Raw genomic sequence first — 24,741 nt, 5'->3', positions numbered from 1 at the left:
TATCCCAGTAGCGTAAATCCTGTTATTGCACAATATCAGGAATTGCTGATGGATATACAGATTCAGCGATTAATACAGGCTTATTGGTGTATTCTGCTTCGAGTTGCCTTTCAAAACCCGTATCCCAATTAAAGTCGTATTCTCTTTCAATGTCAGCAACAACAAATGGACGTAGTACACCAGTAACCACAACTTGCTCACCATCTCTCACTGGTGTTTGTCCCTGGGGATATAAAACTAATAAATCTTGCCCACCAATTAACCTGTCTTCATCAAGGGTAAAGGCATTATTACCAACAATTTCTTCAACTTCCGCAGGTACGGCAATCACCTGATTATAATATGCGCTGGGATTGGTAGTCAATGTCCCTGGCTTGACTGCGGGAGCAATAGATTGAGCGATAATAGCTGGTTTACTTTCGTATTCTCGATATAAATTTGGATCTAAATCTAGCCCGTATTCTCTTTCAATTTCGGTAATGACAAAGTTAGCCACTTTACCTGTAATTTGTAATTCTGTATTCTCAGGAAGCGCGGCTGGCTTTCCTGAAGCATTCACAACTAAAATTGTTTCACCACTTAGAAATTCATTGTCGCTAATTGTGAATGTACTGGCACTAACTTTTCTAACTGGTTCACTTCTGACACTCACAATTCTACCTAAAAGAGCGTTGGTGTTATCTGCAACTTGTTCAGTAGTCACATTGCTTTCAGATTCACCAATTTCTCTACCACCTAAGTTATTGGTACAAGCAGGAAGAAATATAATTGTCATAGCTAGAGCGATTAAACCTGTTCGTTTGCTGCTCAAGCTGCTAACAGTATGATAATGTTTATTCAACATGAAAAAATCTCCTCGTAACTTTAGCAAAGCTAATTACAAGTTCAGTTGCTAATCGGATAACACCTGACTAAAGCAGATGCAATTACTGCTTGTAATTATGGCAACGAGTAAATTGTTTGCTTTGCAGTAACACACTGATTTCATCCTAATAGGTTAAAAATTAAATGTCTTCTTTCGCAAGAATGAAAAAAAGGCATTACATCCTCGCAAAATCAATCAAGCCCAAGGTATTTGCTTGATTTATCCTGCATTTATGCAATGCCATTTTAATTTATAGACTATAGACTTATTTCATTGGTTGTAGTTTCGTCACTTTCAATTTAAAAGGCCCGACTCCAGTCTCACCAAAAGAGCGCACTCTCACAATATAAGTTCCTGTTTCATTGATGCGGGTAAACAGTAAAGAATTACTGGTACCATCAGGGCCGTCATCATTTTCTGCTACTGTCGAACCATTGGGTGCTAACAGGGTGATGATACAATCAAAGCTATCAGAACTTAAATCAATTGCGAGATTATCGCCTTTATTCAATTTGATAGCATAATCACGAGCAAAACCACCCTGACCTGTGGGAATATCTTTTTCCGAAAGGGTATCAGTAATTTCTTTAAAATCAGTTAATACCACAGGACTATACAATTTATTTTGAGCGAAAGCGGCGGTTGAACTCATCACGATTGCCAATAATGTAGCTGGCAATAGGATAATGTTGCGTAAATTTTTATAAATATGTTTAGTGAGCATAACCAGAGATGTTCCCAAGATAACAGGGTAAGTTTGTTGATTTTTCAGAGATAGGTTGCCCATCCATTAATTTTTGGTATCTTTGTGTTTGACAGGAGTGGCGATCGCTGCTAACCCTAAAACAACAATTCCAGACTGACGCAGTATATGCACAGCAGAGCGCGCCGTAGCACCAGTAGTGTAAATGTCATCCACTAACAATACTGGGTTTTGCGGCGGGCGAGCGCGAAAATCTGAACCAATAGTAAAAGCTGCACTTAAGTTATTTTCTCGCTCCGACGCAGATAAACCAAATTGTGCTTGAGTCTCGCGCACTCTGGCTAAACCATTTTCTTTTAATTTTAATCCAGTTGTTTGACAAAAGCTGTGGGCGATTAATGCCGCTTGATTGAAACCCCGTTGTTTTTGCTTGCTGGGGTGGAGTGGGATTGGTACTACTAAAATTTGTTGCTTTTGATGAAGCGAATTTAATAACCAAGTTTCTCCCATCCATTGTCCTAAAGGACGAGCGATTTGTGGCTGACGTTCATATTTCATTACCGCGATCGCACGTTTAATTATCCCACCATACACACCCCAGCTAAACACAGGTATGGGAGGTTTCCATAAACTATGAGGGTGATGGTGTTGACATTTTTTTAACTGTCTAGTGCAGTTTTCACAAAACACACCGGATGTAGAACGTTGACACAGAGGACAATGAGATTGTAGAAATAAATCCAGAAAGCCTTTCAACATTGGTGAGAGATGACCGAGGCGTGAAACTATATTGTCTCTTAGAGATATTTAACATACACGCGATCGCAGCGTGGAGTTTCCACACCTGTAGCTAGCTGATAGCCGTTGTGTTCATACAATTTGACTGCTTCTACCAACACGCTGGCAGTTTCAATCCAAATTTGTTCAAAACCACGGTTAGCGATCGCTGCTTCTAACTGTTGTAACAAATATTTCCCCAATCCTAAACCCCTGACGCTGGGTAAAAGATACATTTTCCTGATTTCCACGGCATTTTTACCCCGATTTACCGGATAATATGCCCCCGTACCCACTATTTGACTTTGGTGTTCAATTACCCAAAACTCGCCACCTGTGGCTAAATAAAACTCTTCGACTTCCAGCACATCACGATCTGCGCCTTTAGGTTCCCAACCCAAACCGTATTCTGATAATACGTAACTGATGATGGCGGCGGCTTTAGTGCGATCGCTTTTTTGCCAGTTACGAATTAAGAAGTCTTTGTAGTAGCTGTGCATTACCGTTTATGGGTCAGGTGTGTACAGAAAAGTCTTCTGGAAATCTTCCCGAATTTACCCAGCGAATAGCTTCTCTTGCTGATTTTAACGCAGGTGACGCAATCACAGCATGATAAATCAGAATTTCTCCAAGTTTCCCTGGTCTAGAAATTTGTTTTTGGGCATAATCATTCACTTTAACTAGCAATTTTCAACTAGCAAGTCACAAACTGAAAATACCGATAGATTTCTGCTGATTCCAATCATAGAAACTGGTTATCCTACCCTCTAGCTGAGTCTGATACCATGTACTTATTAAGCGTTTCTTAACACTTCAAGTTTAAATGAGTTAAGTCATGAAGTTAAATGTGACAAGATTGCTAATTCTCGGTGTTGTCATCCTGGCATCTGTACCTGCAATTGCTCAAAATCAAGGTAATTCCTTTTCTGGTAGAGTTCAGCGAGTCTGGGAAGATGGATTTAGGTTAAACACCGGTAATCGTGCCATCACAGTCGATACTTATGATATCTGTGGAGATAACACAACCCGGCACATATCGGCTGGTGAGCAAGTCACCGTAACAGGCGAATTTGATGGAGGCGAGTTTGATGCCTTTTCAGTCACTAAAACTAATGGCACAAGAGTTTGCCAGTAGAGGCAACAACAAAGCAACAGACACAGCGCACAAGCAAATCCCAAACCACAAATTTAATTAGCAGCAAAATCTCTGCGTACCTCTGCGCTTACATAAAATAGTGGGAAGTTTGAAAGCCCACCAGTAACACCCTGAAAATCCCAAAAATTTTCAGGGTGTTACGTCCTTTAGGGGTGGGATGAAAAACAACTCAAGCGGCTTTAGCCGCAGTGATATTTTGTACTTGTTATTTATTTACGCTATACTATAAAGCGTAACTTAGTCGATAGTAAATCCCAGTGCATCACGGTAGAACAGAAAACATTCTCTGTAGTTAGAGACGAGTAACCTGATATGTGTTAACCGTAGCGACATAAATAGTGCCTGATTTTACTAACTATGAATTCTAGGCTCTGGATGTAAATTTACCAGTAACTCACTTTCAATTATTGATAATTCATCCAGCCGTTGATTGACAATAGTACGGTCAAAATAAGTATCAGCTAAAACCCAATAAGTACCGAAGTGTCGCGCTTCTGATGCCATCAAACCCTTGTAAAACTTGGCTAATTCTGGCTCAGGACAGTGTGTAGCTAATAGTCCTAAACGTTCATGACTCCGCGCTTCAATTAAACCTGTCACGAGTAAGGAATCTAAAAAACGTTCAGGTTCTTGGGGACGCACAGCTGCTTTTAAACCTGCGCCATAGGGAGGTGGTGAGAGTGGTGCTAAAGGGATATTTCGCCTTTCTAACCATTGATTCACCAATTCAAAATGTTCTAATTCTTCACGGGCGATCGCTGTTAATTCCCGCACCATTTTAGTATTAGAAGGATAGCGAAACATAAAATTTAACGCCACCCCAGCCGCTTTACGTTCACAGTGGGAATGATCCAGCAAAATAATATCTAAGTTAGTAATGGCTTGTTCTATCCAAGCATCACTGGTAGGTTGCTTTAGTGCATTAATGGTTGGTAACACAGAGTTAAGCATAGGGCGATAAAACTAAACAAATAAGAATAGTGCTGAATATGTCAGCAAATCGATTTTAATGTAAATGGCGGTGTTTTAGTTCTGAGGATATAGATCCCCAACTTCTTTGAGAAGTCGGGGATCTGAGTATAATGTTTTTTGAAATTAGTGTTAATAGTTGGTTCAGGGGGCAAATATCCGGTTTAAGAAAGAGATGATTTCAGCCCAAGCAGAGGTAGAAGCGGCGGCATCGTAGCGATAACCATCATCTCGCATGAAAGTATGTTCTGCTTCGTATAAATGTACGCTGTGAGGAATTTTAGCATCCTCAAGGGCTGTAATTAAAGTGTGTCGGTCATTTTCGGGAATGTGAGGATCAAGAGTACCAAGTACAAGCAGCATTTCCCCGTTGACTTCGCTGACTCGGTGGATAGTATCGGCTATTCCCTTACCTAATTTACCACTGGGTATCCCTGTAGGGTAGCAGCAAACAGAGGCTTTAATTTCCTGGGCAAAAGCAGCCCGAAATGATAAATGTCCACCAATACAAAAGCCGAGAGTGCCGATTTTATTGGCATCAACCGATGTGTCAGCTTTCAGGAAATCAATCATAGCCCGACAATCAGCATCATATTCTGCGATCGCAGTTCGTCGTGCATGATCATTACCTCGCATTCTACCAAGGTCATCCGGCTCAATCACTAAACCAATCGGTTCTAGGCGATGAAAAATTTCTGGTGCTGCTACTACATAGCCAAATCCCGCTAAGTAGTTGACTAGGCGAATCATTGCCCCACCTAACTGATAAATATCACTGTAAAATAAAATACCTGGATATTTTCCGACTGGCTTTGGTGATGCCACATAAACACGCATTAAGCTATCATCAACTCTCAACTCCACGTTACGCTGAGTGATTTGCACGTTTTTCTCTCCATCTCATGCTTTCAATAGCTTTTACAGCAGTGAGTCAGCAAATCGGGATAGGGTTAGGGGATAGGAACTGATTAAAAAATTTTATCTAATTTTGCTTATATCTACTCAAAAACTATGCTACAGTGTTTGTATGAGTAAGTTATCTATATCGGAAGCAGCAAAATTAAAAGGTGTAAGTGTTTCTACACTTAGAAGATGGGAATCTGAAGGTAAATTAATTCCTGAGAGAACAGCTAGTGGTCATAGAAGATATGATTTAGCTCAATTACTAGGAATTAAGCCTGATCTATCTTACACAATTGGTTACTGTCGAGTGTCTAGTCATGACCAAAAAGAAGACTTAGAAAGACAAAAACAAGTTGTTGAATTATTTTGCTCTCAAAATGGTTGGCAATTTGAAATCATAGAAGATTTAGGTTCAGGCTTAAACTACAGCAAAAAAGGATTGAAAAGGTTAATCCGATTAATTGTTGATAGTAAAGTTGAACGTCTTGTTTTAACCCACAAAGATAGACTACTAAGATTTGGTAGTGAATTAATTTTTAGTCTTTGTGAACATTTCGGTACTGAAATTGTGATGATTAACCGAACTGAAGATTCTACTTTTGAAGAAGATTTAGCACAGGATGTTTTAGAAATAATTACAGTTTTCTCTGCTCGTCTTTATGGATCTAGAAATCATAAAAACAAGAAAATCATTGAGGAGTTGAAAGAAGTTGCTGATAGGATTTAAAACTGAGTTAAAAATCAATAATTATCAGCGTACTCAATTGATAGGACATTGCGGTGTTGCTCGTCATGCTTGGAATTGGGGTTTAGCACTAACCAAGCAAATACTTGATCACAACAAAGAATACCCCAACTCTCAAATAAAATTTCCTACAGCAATAGATTTACACAAATGGTTAGTAGCATTAGTTAAGTCGGAAAACTCTTGGTATTATCAATACTCAAAATCAGCACCACAAGAAGCTCTACGAGCTTTAAGAACAGCTTGGGATAGATGCTTTAAAAAAATATCAGGTGTACCAAAATTCAAAAAAAGAGGTAAAAACGATAGTTTTACTTTAGAAGGTACTGTCAAGATTTTAGGTTCTAATAAAATTCAAGTCCCTAAAATTGGAGTTTTAAAAACTCATGAAAGACTACCTCAAAAAGAAATTAAATCAGTAACTATTAGCCGTCAAGCTGATAGATGGTTTATTAGCTTTAGATTTGATGTAGAAAAACTAGAAAATAATTCCAATAGTATTGTTGGGGTAGATTTAGGCGGAAAAAATTTAGCTACTCTATCAACAGGTGAAATAATAGAAGGGGCAAAGTCTTACAAAAAATATGAATCTAAATTAAATAGACTCCAATGGTTAAGTCGAAATAAAATTATCAATTCAAATAATTGGAGAAAAGCACAATTAAAAATTGCTAATTTACATCTGAAAATAGCTAATATCCGTAAAGATACATTACACAAACTCACCACACTTTTAGCTAAGAACCACAGCAAAGTAGTAATTGAGGATTTAAATGTATCTGGAATGTTAGCTAACCGAAAGTTAGCAAAAGCAATTTCAGATATGGGATTTTATGAATTTCGTCGCCAATTAACTTACAAATGTGAATTATATAATTCCGAACTTGTGGTAGTTGATAGATGGTATCCCAGTTCTAAAACTTGTTCTAGCTGTGGGACTAAAAAAGAAAATCTCACACTCAATGATAGGGTTTTCAAATGTGAAAATTGTGGTTTTGAGTGTGATAGAGATTTAAACGCAGCAATTAATTTATCCAAAATTAATTTGTCAAAAGCTGTCAGTTAGACAGTGTTAGTCTGTGGACTGGATAATGCCGACATTACCAGGATGAAGCAGAAAATAAACGTCAAACTCTATTTAGTACAAGTTATCTTTTTTAGAAAAGTCTAAGTAGGTAGGTTTGAGTAAGTTTTATGTAACGGACTATTCAATTGTAGAGACGTGGCATGCAAAGTCTCTACCAACTATTGACGATTGACTGTTGCTTTAACTTTTCTCTCATTCCCAGATTACCTTGTAAACCGCCCGTGTGGATTAAAAGCAAGCGATCGCCTATGGGAAAAAATCCTTGTTGTATTAAATCCATCACCCCATAAAACATTTTTGCGGTATATACGTAATCAAGAGGGACATCATGAATTTTGGTAAACTCTTGGCTAAAGGCTAAAAGTTGCTCATTTACCTTGGCATAACCGCCACAATGGTAGTCACAGACTAAATCCCAAGGTGCAGGAGTAGGATATGGTGCAGGTAAATCAGAGGCGAGGTATTGCGTCAGTAAGTTGTTGATATCTTCTCGGAGAAAGTCACCATTTTTCAACACCGGGAAACCAAACACTTTCTGTGGTGATGCTAAGGAAAGAGTCAACCCAGCTAAAGTAGTAGCTGTACCACAAGCCACACAGACAGTATCAAAAGCTGTTTGTACTTCCCGAACTATCTCTGTACAACCGCGCACACCATTGAGATTACAACCACCTTCAGGAATGATAAACACCTCACCAAAACGCTGGCGTAATTGTTCCTGTAATTCTGGGGTGTGACGTTTGCGGTAAGTTTCGCGGTCAACATATACTAATTGCATCCCTTGTTGAGCAGCAAAACTGAGAGTAGGATTCAAGGGTAAAGTTTCCTCACCACGAATCACACCAATAGTGCGAAATCCTAACAGATTCCCAGCCGCCGCCGTTGCATAGATATGATTAGAATAAGCACCGCCAAAGGTGAGTAATGTAGTGTAATTTTGTTGTTTGGCAGCTAAGAGATTGTATTGCAGCTTAAACCATTTATTCCCGTTTACCGTCGGGTGCATCAAGTCAAGACGCAGTACAGATATTTCCACACCTGCATTGTTAGCAATTTGGCTGTTGATGGGCTGTGTGGGTATTGGGCTGATAGCATGGGGCATCATCATACAATTTAGCTTATAGCGTTTTTTAGTCGAATCAGGTACAAATCAGGACTTACGCAACTGACACATTAGTAGGGTGCGTCAAATGTTAAAAATCTGTTAATTTTTCCAGAATAATCTGCGCTGACGCACCCTACAACAAAGTTTCATAATCACACTGGCGTAAGTCCTAAAATTTATCTGCGTACCCTGCGGGCAGCCAGCTATATCTGCGTGCATCTGCGTTTAATTCCGACTGACTGTACCTCACTTGAATGGTAATTGCTGTTGAATTCTCATGATAAACATTGATTCATTTCAATGTTAGATAAATTATCATCCAAACTGACGCTTGACTGGTTGCTTAATAAATATTTCTAATCAATAGCTTTAAATATTGACATTTTACCAATCGAGATTCTCAAGTTAAATATAGGAATAAGCATACTAAAAAACAATAATATTATTTTGGATAACTCCAATGGTCGCAATCACAGAAAATACTCAAATTATTGCTAATCCTGGGCTTTTGACGGTTCAAACTGTAGAAATTGCTAGCGAAACAACAGCTATTCGTTGTTTAGATTGGGAACGCGAGCGTTTTGATATTGAGTTTGGTTTACGCAATGGTACAACCTATAATTCTTTCTTGATTCAAGGTGAAAAGATTGCTTTAGTTGATACTTCTCATAGAAAGTTTGAACAGTTATATCTAGAGTTAATCACAGGATTAATTGATCCAAATCAGATAGACTACCTGATTATTAGTCACACAGAACCAGATCATAGTGGATTAGTCAAAGACATTTTGCAGTTAGCTCCTGATATTACCGTGGTTGGTGCGAAGGTGGCTATACAATTTTTAGAAAATATGGTTCACCAGTCTTTTAAATCAAAGCTGGTAAAAAGTGGCGATCGCCTAGATTTAGGCAACGGTCACGAGTTAGAATTTATCTCTGCCCCTAACTTACATTGGCCTGATACAATTTTCACCTACGACCATAAAACAGGCATTCTCTACACCTGTGATGTATTTGGAATGCACTATTGCGACGACCAAACCTATGATGAAAACTTCCACTCCATAGAAGCAGATTTTAAGTATTACTACGATTGTCTGATGGGGCCGAATGCGCGCTCTGTGGTAGCGGCTTTAAAACGCATCGACAAATTAGAAATCAAAACCGTCGCCACCGGACACGGGCCTTTACTACAACATCATATACCTGAATGGATCAAACTTTATCAAAACTGGAGTTTAGAACAAGCAAAAACAGAGACATTAGTCGCGCTATTTTATGCCGAAGATTATGGCTATAGTGAGCATTTAGTCAGAAATATCGCGCATGGATGTACAAAGGCGGGCGTAGAAGTAGAATTAATCGATTTAATCACTGCTGAACCGCACGAAGTCAGAGAAATCGTAGCACAAGCAGCCGGATTAATTATTGCTATGCCGCCTCAATCGGTGGTGAATGCACAAGCAGCTTTAAGTACAATTTTGGCGGCGGTACATCATAAACAAGCGATTGGTTTATTAGAATCGGGCGGTGGAGAAGATGAGCCTGTATTTCCCTTACGCAATAAATTCCAAGAGTTGGGATTAACAGCAGCATTTCCCCCAATTTTAGTCAAAGAAGCCCCCAACCAAACCCTAGAAAAACTGTGCGATGAAGCGGGGACAGATATGGGACAATGGTTAAATCGCGATCGCACCATCAAACAAATCAAATCAATTAATAGTGAATTAGAAAAAGCCCTCGGACGCATTAGTGGGGGACTATATATTATGACTGCCAAAAAAGGCGAAATTCACAGCGCGATGTTTGCCTCTTGGGTGACACAAGCTAGTCTTAACCCTTTAGGTGTAGCGGTGGCAGTCGGTAAAGAAAGAGCCATTGAATCCTTACTGCAATTAGGCGATCGCTTTATTTTAAACGTACTTGCAGAAGGCAACTATCAAGGATTAATGAAGCATTTCCTCAAACGTTTTCCCCCCGGTGCCGACAGATTTGCCGAGGTGAAAACTTATCCTGCTAGCAACGGTGCGCCCATTCTAGCAGAAGCTTTAGCCTACATGGAATGTGAAATTACCAGCCGCATGGACTGCGGTGATCATTGGATTATCTACAGCACAGTAAAAAGCGGCAGAGTCGCCGATATCAACGCACTCACCGCCGTTCACCACCGCAAAGTCGGTAATCATTACTAGAAGGCAGGAGGCAGGAGGCAGGAGGCAGAAGATTATCCCTCATCCCCCTTATCCCCATCATCCCCCTTATCCCCAACCACCAATCCCCAAATAGCTATGTATAAACACGTAGAAGATAACCCACTTTCTCTGTATGAAATCAATCGCAGTCGCATTGTTCGCAGCTTGGAACTGATCCAAGATGTCATTGTGATTTCCTTATGTATCGGGTTATTTAGTTTCATGGCGATTCAGGTAAGAGATATGTTTCTCTCCCTGCTTCCGCCCTTAGACTTTCATGTTGTGACAGCCGATATTTTGTTTTTGCTGATCTTGGTAGAGTTATTTCGCCTACTAATTATTTACCTGCAAGAACAGCGCATATCTATCGGCGTAGCTGTTGAAGTCTCCATTGTTTCCGTTTTGCGAGAAATCATTGTTAAAGGTGTACTAGAAATCAATTGGAGTCAAGTTCTAGCCACTTGTGCCTTCCTCTTAGTTCTCAGCGTCCTTTTAGTTGTACGAGTTTGGCTACCCCCCACCTTTGAAGGTATTGATCCCGAACAACAAATATCTCAACGCTACAAAAAGCGCACCAAGCAAGAATTAGCACAAACCAATGGCAGATGAGGGTTTAGAAGGTACTGAGGGCTAGGAAGAAGCCGGGGAGGTATTAGTTATCTCGTATCTTGCACCATTCTCAATCAGCTTGAGGTGGGCATTGCCAAGAACCTAAAATTAAGGCTTTGAGCAACTTGCACGCAATGCCCACCCTACAAAAATTATCATCCAGGAACAGGTGCAAGATGTGTGTTATTCAATTTTTAATTATATGCCCAATGCCCCATGCCCATTTTGAATTTTGAATTTTGAATTTTGAATTTTGAATTATGACTATCTCCACCTCTATTCGCCCCAGAGATGTACAAGTTGCAGAAATTGGCCAAGATACGCTCGTACTGCGATCGCGTACTTGGGAAAGATTAAAATTTGAAGTTGAGTATTCCCGTCAACGGGGAACTACAGCCAATTCTTATCTCATCCAAGGCGACAAAATAGCTTTAATTGATCCTCCCGGTGAATCTTTCACCAAAATTTACCTAGAGGAACTAGCCCAACGTCTCGATGTCACACGCCTCGATTACATTATTCTCGGACACGTTAACCCCAACCGCAGCGCGACATTAAAAGTATTGCTGTCGCAAGCCCCGCAAATAACTTTAATTTGTTCTCGTCCGGCTGCTAACATTCTGAAATCATCGTTTCCTGAATGGGAAGCCCGTATTCAAGCTGTACGCTGGGAAGACACCCTAGATTTAGGAAAAGGACATCGGCTCAATTTTATCACCGTCCCGACTCCCCGGTGGCCGGATGGACTTTGTACTTATGATACTGCTACCAAAATTCTGTACACAGACAAGTTTTTTGGGGCGCATGTCTGCGAAGATACCCTATTTGATGAAGACTGGAAAAAGTTAGACGGAGAAAGACGTTATTACTTTGACTGTCTCCATGCACCCCAACCTAAACAGGTAGAAGTCGCCTTAGATAAATTAGCAGGATTAGGGGCTAGATGTTACGCACCTGCTCATGGCCCTGTGATTCGCTATAGCCTGAGTCGTTTTACTCATGATTATCGCCAATGGTGTCAGGCACAGAAATCTCAAGATTTCAGTGTAGCGTTGTTGTATGCTTCTGCCTATGGCAATACAGCAATTGTAGCTCAGGCGATCGCTCAAGGTTTAATTGAAAATGGTATCAACGTCGAGTCTATCAACTGTGAACTCGCAGATACAGCAGAAATTACCCGCATCATCGAAGCTTGTGACGGTTTTATTATCGGTTCTCCCACACTCGGCGGCCATGCACCAACGCAGATTCAAACCGCTTTAGGTATAGTCCTTTCCACAGCCGCAAAAACAAAATTAGCTGGCGTATTTGGTTCCTACGGTTGGAGTGGAGAAGCCATTGATTTAATTGAAAGTAAGCTCAAAGATGCTAACTACCGCTTAGGCTTTGAAACTATTCGAGTACGTTTTAGCCCCACACCAGACACCCTACAAGAATGTCAGACAGCCGGGGCGAACTTTGCCCAAACCTTGAAAAAAACCAAAAAACTCCGCAATACCCGCCAAGCTGCCACCGAAGCCCAAATTGACCGCACTGATCAAGCTGTAGGGCGAATTATTGGCTCTTTGTGCGTCGTCACTACCCGCGACCAAGACAACCACAAAGGTATTTTAACTTCTTGGGTATCACAAGCCACATTTAACCCCCCAGGAATTATGCTGGCAGTCGCTCAAGAACAGAATGCAGACTTAATGCGTCATCCTGGGGATAGATTTGTGCTGAATATCCTCAAAGAAGGTAGAAATGTCCGGCGTTATTTTTCCCGTCAAAGTACACTAGGGGAGAATCCCTTTGCTCACCTTGGTACTAAAACTGCTGATAACGGTTGTTTAATTTTAACTGAAGCATTAGCCTATTTAGAATGTACAGTGAAAAATCAGCTTGAATGTGGTGATAGATGGTTAATTTATGCTGTCGTCGATCAGGGAGAAGTCTTAGAAAGTGAGGGCGTAACTGCTGTAGAACATCGCAAATCAGGCAGTTATTTTTAATTGATACCGAGTCACAGTCCAAGATTGTAGGGGATTAGCATTGCTAAACCCCTACTTTTGCTGTTTTATCAAGTCTTTTGTTATGTCAAGACCGGTTAATTACTGATAATTAACTGAAGATGCAGACTTTTGTTTAACTCAGTTGCCTGTTGCCTGTTGCCTGTTGCCTGTTCCCTGTTGCCTAGCCCTCACAGATATGATAACTATTCTAACGGACATGATGTTATTATAATTTATGGCTAAAGTTTTTGACTGTATTACAGAACAACTGCAAGAGTTTATTGCAGCCCAACATCTATTTTTTGTGGCTTCTGCACCTCTCAGCCCTGATGGTCATGTTAACCTGTCACCTAAAGGATTAGATTGTTTTCGGTTGCTGTCACCTCATCAAGTAGCTTACTTGGATTTAACAGGCAGTGGCAACGAAACCTCAGCCCATCTTGAAGAAAACGGGCGGATAACTTTAATGTTCTGTGCCTTTGAAGAACCCCCTTGTATTTTACGTCTCTACGGACGGGGAAAGACAATCTTACCAACTTCCCCAGATTGGAATGATTTGTATTCATTGTTTCACCAAATACCAGGGACTCGTCAAATTATCCTGGTTGATGTGGAACGTGTGCAGACATCCTGTGGTTTTGCTGTACCACTTTACGAATATCAAGGACAAAGACAGACTTTAATTAATTGGGCGGAGAAAAAAGGAGAACAAGGTATAAAAGACTATCAACAGCAGAAAAACACTGTCAGTATTGACGGTTTACCGACTCCACTCGGTAAAATACCCTAAAACTTAACTTTTGGGTATGAATTATATTGTGCTTTCCTGTTGATACCAGCGCACAAGAATAAAGTTGAGCAATGATAGAAATAGGTAACTAAGACAGTCTATGACTATTGCTCAGTCAAACCGCCAGATGCTCACTGCCCTAAAAACAGTTTCACAACTCGCCAGTATCATTGTCACTTTGGTTGGTGGTGCTGTTTTGGTGGGTTGGCTGTTTGATATTCCCATCCTCACCAGCTTTTTTCCTGGGTGGGTAGCAATGAAAGCGAAAACTGCTCTAGGCTTTGTGTTTTCAGGTTTAGCATTATATTTGCTCAATAGCAGAGGAAATCGCCCGCGTCGAGTGATTCAGGTGTTGGCGGTGGCGATCGCATTTCTGGGATTACTGACAATCAGCCAATATATATTAGATAGAAATTGGGTAATTGAGCAGTCGAGAGCGATCGCTACTTCTGAATTGGCTCGAATACCACTACCAGTTGCCTTAAACTTCATCTTAGTTAGTGTAGCACTGTTTGTTTCGGTACTGCGTCATGTCCCCTACCGACTGGTGCAATTGCTGACACTGGTTGCAGCCTTTTTTTCCCTACAAATTTTGATGAGTTTCAGTTATGGCAACCAATCCGAAGTGTATGCAGTTACGCCAATATTCAGTTTGACATTCTTTACGGGGATAGCTATCCATACTGCTGTGACATTTGTGATTCTCAGCCTTGGTATTTTATTGGCGGCTCCGGCTGAGGGATGGATGCGCTTAGTTGTTAGCAATACCGTGGGTGGAATTACGGCTCGGATATTGTTACCAGCAGCGATCGCTATTCATTTTGGTTTAGGCTGGTTGCAAGTTCTCGGAGAACGCATTGGTTTGTTTGATGAAGCCTTCGGGCTTTCTTTGCACGTAACTGGCAATATCATCGCTTTTCTAGGGTTAACTTGGTACTGTGCCGAACGCCTTTATCGTTTAGATAGCCAGCGTCAGCAAACACAAGCAGCACTCACAGATGCCTACAATCAATTGGAAGCCAGAGTAGCGCAACGCACCGCCGAACTATCTCAAGCCAATCAAGCTTTAAAACGGGAAATTGCCGAGCGCAAGCAAGCAGAGCAGTCTTTGCGCCAAAGTGAAGCAAAATTTCGGCGGGCGATTCTGGATGCTCCTCTACCTATGTTGTTACACGCCGAAGATGGAGAGATACTACAAGTTAATCATACTTGGACAGAAATTACTGGCTACCATCCCGCAGAAATTTCTACAATCGCAGATTGGACAGAAAAAGCTTACGGTAAACGTCAAGAACAAGTACAGACTGATATCGCTCGCTTATATCATCTTAATCGTCGCATTTACGAAGGGCAATATGTAATTAGAACCAGCACAGGTGAAACACGCATCTGGGATTTTTATTCTGCCCCCCTTGGTAAACTACCCGATGGTAGACGTTTAGCCATTAGTACAGCTATTGATATCACCGAACGCCAGCAAGCTGAGAATCAATTGCGAGAGCAAGCCCAATTGTTAGATTTAGCCTATGAAGCTATTTTTGTCCGGGATAATCATAATACTATCAGATATTGGAACCGCAGTGCTGAACAACTCTATGGCTGGACAAGTGCAGAAGTATTAGGCAATTCACCACACACCCTGTTACAAACAGAATTTCCTGATCCTGACTTAGACTTTCAAGCTACGCTGCTGCAACAAGGACATTGGCAAGGTGAATTGAGACACACACGAAGAGATGGCAACCAAATTATAGTAGAAAGCCGTCAAGTTTTGATGCGAGATGCTCAAGGTCGGGTAAAGGGTATTTTAGAAGTCAATCGAGATATTACTGAACGTAAGCAGATTGAGCAAGAGCGGCAAAGATTAGCGTCAATTGTGGAAAATATCCCTAACTTTATTGCGATCGCTAATCTCGATGGTCAATTAATCTATGTTAATTCGGCAGGGCGCGCAATGGTTGGGTTAGAACCAACAGCATCATTAACCCAACTCCAAGTCACTGATTTTCATCCACCAGAATACGAAAATTTCTTGTTACATCAAGTTTTGCCTACCATACTAGAGCAGGGATATTGGCAAGGAGAGTCACTGTTACGTCATTTTCAGACAGAAGAATTAATCCCTGTTCATCAGTTATCATTTATCAATCGCGATCGCCAAACTGGTGAGCCGTTGAGCATTGCCACAGTTATCCGTGACATTCGCGAAATCAAACGTGTAGATGCAGAACGTCTACGACTGTTGCAACAGCTAGAAATCGAACGCTCGCGATTAGAACAAGTATTACAGCAAATGCCTTTAGGTGTCTCAATTTCGGAAGCTCCTGCTGGCAGACTGCTATTTCACAACCAGGAAGCAGTCAGACTGCTGCGCCATCCCATGCTGCTGCTAGATACTTATCAAGATTATATTCAATACGGCGCAATTCACGCCGATGGACAGCCTTATCATCCTGAAGAATACCCAATTACCCGCGCTTTGCTGAATGGCGAAACCATCAAAGCCGAAGAAATGATTTATCGCCGGGGTGATGGTACTACCACGTTTTTTTCAGTAACTGCTACTCCCATTATGGATCAACGGGGACAAATCATCGCCGGTGTGAGTACCTTTGAGGATATTTCAGAGCGCAAACAAGCCGAGGAGAAAATTCGTCAACTCAATGCTACCTTAGAGCAACGGGTACAAGAACGCACCGCCCAACTAGCAGAAGTCAATCAGGAGTTAAAACGCTTTACGTACACAGTTTCTCATGACTTGCGCTCGCCTTTACGTGCTATCCGAGGGTTGATAGCAGCTTTAGTAGAAGATTACAGCGATCGCTTCGATGAACTAGGACAAGAATATACACAACAGATTAGCAATTCTGCCCACAGGATGGATCAGCTAATTCAAGACTTGCTTGCTTACAGCCAACTCAGCCAAACTGAGATTCAGTTGCAAGTGGTTGATTTAACCAGTGTCATGCAAGACATCCTCAGCCAATTGAGACTAGAACAACAAGCCAGACAGGCAGAAATTACGGTGACTTTTCCCCTCCCTCCAGTCATCAGTCAGCCGACAGTTTTAACTCAAGTGTTGATTAATTTGCTGACTAACGCCATGAAATATGTTCCACCCGGCATTCACCCCCAAATCAGAGTTTGGGCAGAACAGCGACAGAATTGGATTCGCCTTTGGGTTGCAGACAATGGTATTGGCATCGCACCGGAATATCAAAAGCGGATTTTTGGCGTATTTGAACGCCTCCACGCCGTCGATTCCTACTCAGGCACAGGAATAGGATTAGCAATCGTCCAAAAAGGTATAGAACGCCTAGGCGGAAAAGTTGGGGTGGAGTCTCAGCCAGGAGCAGGAAGCCAGTTTTGGGTAGAACTGCCAGCAACATAACTTTTATTTAAGGTAGCAATCAATGCCAGATTTTCAGGTGAAAACAGTATTATATGTTGAGGATGATGCAGTCTATGTTTTGTTAGTCAGACGCGCTCTGCAACGCTCCAAGTTAGAGCAATTACCTAATTTGCAGACTGTAGTCACAATGGAAGATGCTCAACGTTATCTGTTAGGGCAAGCTCCTTATGAGGATAGGGTTGCTCATCCTTTGCCCAGTCTGGTTTTGACAGATTTACGATTACCTGGACAGTCAGGGCTGCAACTTTTGCAATGGATACGGGAAACTCCACAATTTCAGCATCTCCCGGTTGTCATGTTGACTGGCTCGGCTTTAGATGAAGATATTCAACTAGCTTACCAGCTAGGGGTGAATTTTTGTTTGGTAAAGCCAGATAATGTTGATGCTTTAGTCAGTATTATTCAGGCAATTAGTATTTATTGGGTGCCACCGCCAACCAAGCTGATTATTGACTACCAGGGAACAGGCAACAGGCAACAGCTATAAGACTTTGTTCCTCAAATTTGTACCTCATTTACCCCCAATCTGCTGTAAATTGCTGGATGAGATTGGCAACGCTAGCCAAGAATTTGTCTGGCTCGATGGGTTTGGCTATATGCTTTTGAAACCCTGCTTGGTAGGCTTTTTGTTGGTCGGTTTCACTGGCGTAAGCTGTCAGGGCGATCGCTAATATTTTCTCATGGGGATGTAATCTATGAATCTGCCGCAAGAAAGTATAACCATCAATTTTAGGCATGCCAATGTCACAAATGATTAAATCTGGTTGAATTTTGTGAAACATTTCCAGGGCTTGACTAGCAGATGCGGCAGTTGTGGCGATCGCTCCATGTTGTTCTAGTAAAAATGCCACGAATTCGCGGGAATCTGCCTCATCATCAACTACCAAAATCCGCACTCCTTCTAAACTTATACGTGGTGACAAAGATTGTTGTGGGTCATCTTCTCTAGCAGCATAATTGAGAATCGGTAGTCTGACAATAAAACTAGACCCTTCTCCTAAGCCTGGGCTGTGTGCTGTGACTGTGCCGCCATGCAGTTCTACTAAATGGTGTACAATTGCTAACCCCAAACCTAAGCCAGTGGAGGAACGGGTAATAGAACTATCTGCTTGACAAAAATAATCAAAAACCTGGGGTAAAAATTCCGGTGCAATTCCTATACCGTTATCACTAACCGTAATTTTGGCCTGAAAATCTATCTCCTCCAGCCGAATTTCCACACGACCCCCAGATGCGGTAAACTTCACAGCATTCGTGAGTAAATTCCAGATTACCTGTTGTAGTCGTTCGGGATCACCAAGTACCTTACTGACATCTGGCTGACAGTTAACAATAATCTCCACTCCTTTAGCCTCAGCTGCTAACCGCACCGTTTCTATAGCAGATGCCACGATGGATGATAAATTGACGGGACATTCTTTTAATTTGAGCTTACCACGCAAAATTCTGGAGACATCCAGCAAATCTTCAATTAATTGCGCCTGAATTTTGGCATTACGTTCAATAATCTCTAAGGCACGGTTTAAGGTTGTGGTGTCATATTTGCGGGTTTGTAAAATTTTCGCCCATCCCAAAATCGGATTGAGAGGCGATCGCAATTCATGAGACAACACGGCTAAAAATTCATCTTTAATCCGGTTGACTCGCTCGGCTTCTTCCCGTGCGGCTTGCTCCCGCATCAGCTGCGATCGCTGTTGCTCTAATTGTTTAATCTCACTCACATCTCGGCTGAAAGTCAACACATACTCCACCACACCCTGCGGGTTAATCTCCGGTACTACCCGTGATTGATAAATTCTTATTCCCCTAGGCGTAGGAAATTCAAACTCAATAAATTGCTCCTGAGCAGTGGTAAAAGCCAGACGCAGCAATGTATCCCAGCGCAGATAAATATGTTCTGGTATTCCCAATTCTGCATGAGTTTTACCAATCAATTTAGTTGGGGGTAAACCAAGAGCTTGTTCTATCGCTCGGTTGACATATACATAGCGCAAATTCACATCAAACCGGGCAATCACATCTGGGGAATTGTCTAACAGAGTCTGCCAATTTTGCTGTTGCTGATGCAGAGTAGGGTTTGTTAGTTGAGGATTTTCTGTGTATAAAACAGCTTCCATCTGCTTGCGTTCTGTAATATTTTGCCAATAGACACTCAATTTAGTCGGTGTGGGATAGATATAGACATCAAACCAAGCATTCATCTCAGGACAAAATTGCTCAAACTGGGCTGAAGATTGTTGAGCGATCGCTCGATGACATTCCTGAGCAAAAATAGAACCGAGAAATTCTGGACAAACCAGCCAAAAATTGTTACCGAGCAACTCAGCACAACTTCTGCCAAAGATTTGGGCAGCTTGAGCGTTAACAGCACTCACTTGCCACTCTCGGTTATAAGTAATAAAAGCTTCAGTCAAACCCTTGGTAACTTCAGCAACTTGATCCTTCACTAACTAGCCTCATCGAGAAAACTATCGTTGAACATCAAAACATCCCGTATGAATTCCCAGATGCAAACAATATCTAACCACGTTGAAATAGTAACTCTGCCACAGTGATTTTATGGGTACTGGTTCGTTAAGATATTTATACTAACGCCCAAAGTGGATTAATGTCTTGCAATGCTTAGTCTGGGAACTGAAAACAGAGACAAGGGGATTTTTCCTGGAGAATTTCTGGAATTAGGGTTAATTTATCAGAATTTGATGTAATTTTTGCAATATACATATTCTCGGCTATACCTTGCCAAACCTAATTATAGTCGGCAAAGCTGACCCCATTAGGACTTACGCAAGTGTCACATTAAATATGTCTTGTAGGGTGCGTCAGACTGCTTAAATGCTGTCAATAAACTTATGCTTGATATCTGACGCTCCCTACTAATATTCTAGTTGCGTAAGTCTTACCTAATATACTTAACATATTTCAGGTATTATTTAGTATACAGATAGTAATTGAAATATAATTTATTATATTAATTAATTTTTATTTTGCCCAAACTTAAGTTTAATTATCCCAATAATATCATGTCCGGCTAATTACTTATGATCAGTTTTCGATACTGACTTTTCTCTTTTCTTGTTCCCTGATCCTTCCTGTTCCCTACCCCAACAGATATGACAACTATTCAAACGAACATGATATAAATCATAGATTTAATGGTATTCCACACAGGGATGAATCAGACCACCTCTAATTGCCTCCTACCTCGCAGCCTTCTTCAAGATTAAACCCAGCCAACAATTAGAACCTCATATAACCTCGGATCAACTATAGAGAAAATTTTTAGTCAACAAATATGATCAACTGTCTAAAGGCTGAAAAAATCTTGAATAAATTTAACCTTTAGTTAGTTGTATGATTCAGCGAAAAATTTAAGAATGATGTGTAGTTTCAGCCTGTTTTTTGCTACACCAAAATTTATGACATTGATATCATCAAAAACTTATGGTATTGCCCAAGTAATATGCTATGTCAAAACCATAGATTTTGATATGCAATTATATCATGGTAAATATCAAGCATTTCTTACCACAAATTCTATAACCTTGGTGGATTGTTGCCAATAATATATTCGCCGAAGCTGAATAATGAATAAGTTGATTCAGAAGAAAATTAAAATTTTTGGAGGATATTTTCGTGTTTAATTGCTTTCATTGGTCATCAACAGGTGGTAAATTCCTCGCTTTAGGATTAGCAACAGCTACACTTGCCCCGATAACAATTTCTAGCGTGGCGTTAGCTGAAAACACCGCACCTCATACAACAGAAGCTAAAAGCACCATATACGCACAAAATGGTAATGATATTGTTTCCGTGGCTGCATCTAATGATTCTTTTACAACCTTGACTTCTTTACTCAAAACCGCAGGTTTAACAGATATCTTACAACAGCCAGGGCCTTATACAGTTTTCGCACCCACAGACCAAGCATTTGCCTTATTACCGGCTGGGACTATAGAACAATTACAGCAACCACAGAATAGAGAATTATTAGTTCAAATATTGCGCTATCATGTAGTTCCTGGCGAATTAACAGCTAATCAACTCAGATCAGGAGAACTAAAAACAGTTGAAAACTCACCTTTAACTGTAAAAGTTGACACTGCTAGGAACCAAGTGACAGTCAACGAAGCCACAGTTATTCAGCCAAATATTCAGGCGAGTAATGGTGTCATCCATGCAATCAATCAAGTCTTGATTCCACCCAACCTCACCGGAGAGCAATCACAACAAGAAACGAATCAAACGAATCAAATGAATCAAGCGCAAGCACCCACTGATATTGTCGCACCAGGTAGAGCTACTCGTGGCGGCAGCAGCTACGTTGGTGTTGCTGGTAACATTGGTATAGGTGGTGACACGGCTCTGGGTGAAAGTAACTTTGCGGTAATCAGCAAAATTGGTTTAACACCCACCATATCAGCACGTCCATCAGCATTGTTTGGGGACGATACAGTATTTCTCATACCCTTGACTTTAGATTTTGCCCCGCGTTCAGTCGATCCTGCTGGTGTGTCACAGTTCGCTGTATCGCCTTACGTCGGTGCTGGCGTAGCTGTGGAAGTTAGGGATATTACTGACCTGGGTTTGCTGCTCACAGGTGGTGTAGATGTACCTTTAGGGCAACGTTTGACACTTACAGGTGCAGTAAATGCCGCATTCGTTGATGAGACTGATGTAGGCTTGTTATTAGGTGTAGGCTACAATTTCTAAACATTGCTGACATCAATTCAGAGATTGTATTCCATACATCCCGTAGTCTCGTAGGGTGTGTCAGACTGCTAAAATGCTCCAATACACAAATTTTTTCTATCTGACGCACCCTACTAATATGTCAGTTGCGTCAGTCCTGAATTATATCATGTCCGGCTAATTACTTATGATAAGTTTTCGATGCTGATCTTTTCTCTTTTCTTGTTTCCTACTCCAACAGATATTCACGTATTTTAAATTCGCTCACAGACTAAGACAGTTGCCTTTTCGCCGCGAGTAATCCGTAGTTCTTCGTCAAGATAGAGAATAGACAGACGACCTTTAGGCGATCGCTCCATTGTAAAAGCCACTTCACCAGTTGTATTATTCATACCTTGGGGGGGAACTAACCCAAACATCAACCGCAAAAACACAGACATCAAATGTTCTTTAAAAGTTCTTTGTTTAGGTTGACTTTGCTGACCAAAAACCCCTCGCCAAGCATCTATTTGATTAAGGTTTTGCGGTGCTAAAACGCCTCCAGTAAATTTGACTTGCAGCACCGTATCACTAGCAGGTTGACAGACTCCTAAGTTACGCACAACCCCCGACAATGGGGCAGAAGACTCATCAATAGTAGTAAATTCCACAACAATATCATGGGTGCGTTGTTCACCATTACCTACAGGCAACACAGGTTGCAACACTCGGTCAATTACTAATTTTAATCCCGTCGGCTCAAACATATTGAAAGCCAAACGACCCAAGGTATAAGCAAACTTACCATTAGGAAGCAATTCCCCACCCGGAAAATTCGGCGCACTAATCAACAGCCATGTCCCATCCATAAGTGTATTGTTACGGGCTGGGGCTGTCTGAGGGTTCACCGCCTGAAGATTTTCAATAGCAGCAATTACAGCTTGATCTTTGGTATTGCCATTACTAACAGCCAGTGCTTGACGTAAAGCAATTTTAGCCTCTGCACATTTGCCTGTGTCTACTACCATAGCGTTGAAATTTGTGAGTTCAACTGATCAGGACTTACGCAACTGGCATATTAGTAGGGTGCGTCAGATGTTGAAAATCCGTTGATTTTTAGCAAATTCTCTTTTCTGACGCACCCTACAAAAGACTTTGATGAATACACGTCCGCAAGTCCTACTGTAAATGTAGACCAACGATGGATTTCTCAACTCTTATCTGCCAGGAAGTTTAAAATATTGTTACATTTTTGGTGATAGTGCATCAATATCTACATATCTCACCATGACCAACAGCCTGTTACAATCACCATCCCCAACCAGTCCCGAAACCCTACCAGCAGGTGGACAAGATCCAGAGCGTTTTGACTGGCTAGAAGTTTGGTATCCTGTCCATTATGTGGAAGACTTAGACAAATCCCAACCGACTCGCTTCACCTTACTAGAGCAGGATCTTGTGTTGTGGTGGGACAACAACGAACAAACCTGGAGAGCCTTTGCAGACCAATGTCCACACCGTTTAGCCCCCCTTTCCGAAGGTAGAATTAACGAAGATGGCTGGTTAGAATGTCCTTATCATGGTTGGGCATTTTCGGGAACGGGCAAATGTGAAAGCATCCCCCAACAAGCCCCAGGAAATCAAGCCGAAACTTCTCAACGTGCTTGTGTGCAGTCACTACCTACCACAGTTTGCCAAGGACTTTTATTCGTTTATCCTGGTAAAGTAGAGAATGCCGCAAAAACCAAAGTTCCCATCGTTGAACCGCTAGAAGAAAACCCAGAGGGGTGGGTTTGCCTGAATACCTTTCGAGACATACCCTATGATGCCCTGACATTAATGGAAAACGTCCTCGATTCTAGCCATATACCCTACACCCACCACCGCACCGTCGGCAACCGAGCTAATGTATCACCTGTTAACTTAGAGGTGGTAGAATCTGGGAAATGGGGATTTAAAGGAACTTGGGCAGAAGGCCCCCGTAAAGGCACTTTAGGCAGACAAGATACTACTTTCATCGCTCCGGGCTTGATGTGGCATGACCTCACCTCGAAGCAGTTTGGTAGAACACTAACTGTAGTTTATGCTACTCCCATCCGTAAAGGAGAATGTCGGCTATTTGCCCGTTTTCCGTTTAAGTTCTCCTCAAAATTACCAGGGCTATTTCTCAAACTGACTCCACGCTGGTACTCCCATATAGGGCAGAATGGCGTATTGGAAGATGACCAAATTTTTCTACATTACCAAGAAAGATATCTCGCACAACGGGGTGGCAGTGCTAACGTCAACAAGGCTTTTTATTTGCCAACTAAAGCTGATGCTTTCGTATTTGAGTTGCACTCGTGGCTGAAGCAATATGATGCTGAACCATTCCCCGGAGAAACTTTAGCACCGCCACTAACCAAAGAAGCCTTATTAGATAGATACCATTCCCACACGAAAAAATGTGCTAGTTGCCGTACTGCCCTGAAAAACCTGCAACGTTTGCGTCTGGGAGTCGGTATAGCCACGGTATTGGTTTGGAGTTTGTTGCCGTTACTCTTATTGATGCAGCAACAACCTTCTACAATTACTGCTATCGTTTTGACGGTGGTTGTTTTACTGGGTGCGGGGGCTTGGTTTGGTTTAGGCAAATTCGAGCAACGGTTTTATAAGGGTAGAGACATTCCACCGAGAAATTTAGCGGAGAAGTAAAGACTGGGCATGGGGCATTGGGGTAAAATTTTCCCTGCTCCCCTGCTTCCTCATCTGAAAAATTCTGATTTGA

The 24,741-nt window shown here is 41.5% G+C and carries 20 protein-coding genes and 1 pseudogene; 11 read left to right on the top strand and 10 right to left on the bottom strand.

The genetic code is table 11. The features are described from left to right. Nucleotides 1–22 precede the first annotated feature (22 nt). The 5 genes from AACS98_RS18845 to AACS98_RS18825 form a co-directional block, all read right to left on the bottom strand. Nucleotides 23–844: a hypothetical protein gene (locus AACS98_RS18845; protein WP_066382662.1), complete on the bottom strand. Its 822-nt coding sequence runs from the start codon at nucleotides 842–844 to the stop codon at nucleotides 23–25. Between the two features lie 286 nt (nucleotides 845–1,130). Then, nucleotides 1,131–1,589 (bottom strand): PPC domain-containing protein, encoded by a 459-nt coding sequence (locus AACS98_RS18840; RefSeq protein WP_066382902.1) that lies wholly within the window; start codon nucleotides 1,587–1,589, stop codon nucleotides 1,131–1,133. A 66-nt stretch (nucleotides 1,590–1,655) separates the two neighbouring features. Further along, on the bottom strand, nucleotides 1,656–2,327 hold the full coding sequence (locus tag AACS98_RS18835; protein ID WP_066382661.1) for a ComF family protein: 672 nt from the start codon (nucleotides 2,325–2,327) through the stop codon (nucleotides 1,656–1,658). Between the two features lie 38 nt (nucleotides 2,328–2,365). Beyond that, the gene (locus tag AACS98_RS18830; RefSeq protein WP_066382655.1) at nucleotides 2,366–2,845 is read right to left on the bottom strand and encodes a GNAT family N-acetyltransferase; all 480 of its coding nucleotides are present in this window, start codon (nucleotides 2,843–2,845) and stop codon (nucleotides 2,366–2,368) included. 13 nt (nucleotides 2,846–2,858) lie between these two features. Continuing rightward, a complete protein-coding gene (locus AACS98_RS18825) occupies nucleotides 2,859–3,020 on the bottom strand; it encodes a hypothetical protein (RefSeq protein WP_157087539.1) in 162 nt (53 codons plus the stop codon). Between the two features lie 160 nt (nucleotides 3,021–3,180). On the opposite strand from AACS98_RS18825, the gene AACS98_RS18820 reads away from it, so the two are divergent. After that, complete coding sequence (locus AACS98_RS18820; protein WP_066382654.1) at nucleotides 3,181–3,480, top strand: hypothetical protein; 300 nt, start codon at nucleotides 3,181–3,183, stop codon at nucleotides 3,478–3,480. A 372-nt stretch (nucleotides 3,481–3,852) separates the two neighbouring features. Here the strand turns inward: AACS98_RS18820 and AACS98_RS18815 are convergent, their stop codons facing one another. Both AACS98_RS18815 and AACS98_RS18810 read right to left on the bottom strand, forming a co-directional pair. Then, entirely contained in the window at nucleotides 3,853–4,452 is a 600-nt protein-coding gene (locus AACS98_RS18815; RefSeq protein WP_066382653.1) for a tRNA-(ms[2]io[6]A)-hydroxylase, read from the bottom strand. A 162-nt stretch (nucleotides 4,453–4,614) separates the two neighbouring features. Further along, nucleotides 4,615–5,355, bottom strand: coding sequence for a dienelactone hydrolase family protein (locus AACS98_RS18810; protein ID WP_066382651.1), 741 nt, complete (start codon nucleotides 5,353–5,355; stop codon nucleotides 4,615–4,617). Between the two features lie 142 nt (nucleotides 5,356–5,497). On the opposite strand from AACS98_RS18810, the gene AACS98_RS18805 reads away from it, so the two are divergent. Together AACS98_RS18805 and AACS98_RS18800 are read left to right on the top strand one after the other, a co-directional pair. After that, a complete protein-coding gene (locus AACS98_RS18805) occupies nucleotides 5,498–6,100 on the top strand; it encodes an IS607 family transposase (RefSeq protein WP_066382645.1) in 603 nt (200 codons plus the stop codon). Next, nucleotides 6,084–7,184 carry an RNA-guided endonuclease InsQ/TnpB family protein gene (locus AACS98_RS18800; protein ID WP_066382643.1) on the top strand — a complete coding sequence of 367 codons (1,101 nt, stop codon included), beginning with the start codon at nucleotides 6,084–6,086 and terminating at the stop codon, nucleotides 7,182–7,184. The genes AACS98_RS18805 and AACS98_RS18800 overlap by 17 nt, the downstream gene beginning before the upstream one ends. A 172-nt stretch (nucleotides 7,185–7,356) precedes the next feature. On the opposite strand, the gene AACS98_RS18795 is transcribed toward AACS98_RS18800, so the two are convergent. After that, nucleotides 7,357–8,307 carry a 1-aminocyclopropane-1-carboxylate deaminase/D-cysteine desulfhydrase gene (locus AACS98_RS18795; protein WP_066382900.1) on the bottom strand — a complete coding sequence of 317 codons (951 nt, stop codon included), beginning with the start codon at nucleotides 8,305–8,307 and terminating at the stop codon, nucleotides 7,357–7,359. A gap of 463 nt (nucleotides 8,308–8,770) precedes the next feature. Between AACS98_RS18795 and AACS98_RS18790 the strand changes: the two genes are divergently transcribed. The 6 genes from AACS98_RS18790 to AACS98_RS18765 all read left to right on the top strand — a co-directional run bounded on the left by AACS98_RS18790 (nucleotide 8,771) and on the right by AACS98_RS18765 (nucleotide 17,790). Continuing rightward, entirely contained in the window at nucleotides 8,771–10,501 is a 1,731-nt protein-coding gene (locus AACS98_RS18790; RefSeq protein ID WP_066382641.1) for a diflavin flavoprotein, read from the top strand. Nucleotides 10,502–10,597: 96 nt separating this feature from the next. Beyond that, nucleotides 10,598–11,110, top strand: coding sequence for a phosphate-starvation-inducible PsiE family protein (locus tag AACS98_RS18785; protein ID WP_066382639.1), 513 nt, complete (start codon nucleotides 10,598–10,600; stop codon nucleotides 11,108–11,110). A gap of 260 nt (nucleotides 11,111–11,370) precedes the next feature. Then, a complete protein-coding gene (locus tag AACS98_RS18780) occupies nucleotides 11,371–13,101 on the top strand; it encodes a diflavin flavoprotein (protein WP_066382637.1) in 1,731 nt (576 codons plus the stop codon). Between the two features lie 235 nt (nucleotides 13,102–13,336). Further along, nucleotides 13,337–13,891, top strand: coding sequence for a pyridoxamine 5'-phosphate oxidase family protein (locus AACS98_RS18775; protein ID WP_066382635.1), 555 nt, complete (start codon nucleotides 13,337–13,339; stop codon nucleotides 13,889–13,891). Between the two features lie 100 nt (nucleotides 13,892–13,991). Then, nucleotides 13,992–17,282 carry a PAS domain-containing sensor histidine kinase gene (locus AACS98_RS18770; protein ID WP_066382633.1) on the top strand — a complete coding sequence of 1,097 codons (3,291 nt, stop codon included), beginning with the start codon at nucleotides 13,992–13,994 and terminating at the stop codon, nucleotides 17,280–17,282. Between the two features lie 22 nt (nucleotides 17,283–17,304). After that, nucleotides 17,305–17,790, top strand: coding sequence for a response regulator (locus AACS98_RS18765; protein ID WP_066382631.1), 486 nt, complete (start codon nucleotides 17,305–17,307; stop codon nucleotides 17,788–17,790). 28 nt (nucleotides 17,791–17,818) lie between these two features. Here the strand turns inward: AACS98_RS18765 and AACS98_RS18760 are convergent, their stop codons facing one another. Then, nucleotides 17,819–19,750, bottom strand: a complete 1,932-nt coding sequence (locus tag AACS98_RS18760; protein ID WP_066382629.1) for a hybrid sensor histidine kinase/response regulator — start codon at nucleotides 19,748–19,750, stop codon at nucleotides 17,819–17,821. A gap of 1,285 nt (nucleotides 19,751–21,035) precedes the next feature. On the opposite strand from AACS98_RS18760, the pseudogene AACS98_RS18755 reads away from it, so the two are divergent. After that, nucleotides 21,036–22,016, top strand: a pseudogene (locus AACS98_RS18755) (fasciclin domain-containing protein); the annotation flags it as partial. Between the two features lie 233 nt (nucleotides 22,017–22,249). Here AACS98_RS18755 and AACS98_RS18750 read toward each other — a convergent pair. Beyond that, nucleotides 22,250–23,002, bottom strand: a complete 753-nt coding sequence (locus AACS98_RS18750; protein WP_066382627.1) for a PAP/fibrillin family protein — start codon at nucleotides 23,000–23,002, stop codon at nucleotides 22,250–22,252. A 259-nt stretch (nucleotides 23,003–23,261) separates the two neighbouring features. Between AACS98_RS18750 and AACS98_RS18745 the strand changes: the two genes are divergently transcribed. Further along, the gene (locus AACS98_RS18745) at nucleotides 23,262–24,668 is read left to right on the top strand and encodes an aromatic ring-hydroxylating dioxygenase subunit alpha (RefSeq protein WP_066382626.1); all 1,407 of its coding nucleotides are present in this window, start codon (nucleotides 23,262–23,264) and stop codon (nucleotides 24,666–24,668) included. Nucleotides 24,669–24,741: the final 73 nt, after the last annotated feature.

It is taken from the genome of Anabaena sp. CA = ATCC 33047 (assembly GCF_963870205.1).
Classification (GTDB): Bacteria; Cyanobacteriota; Cyanobacteriia; order Cyanobacteriales; family Nostocaceae; genus Trichormus.
This window is presented reverse-complemented; position numbering and strand designations above follow the sequence as displayed.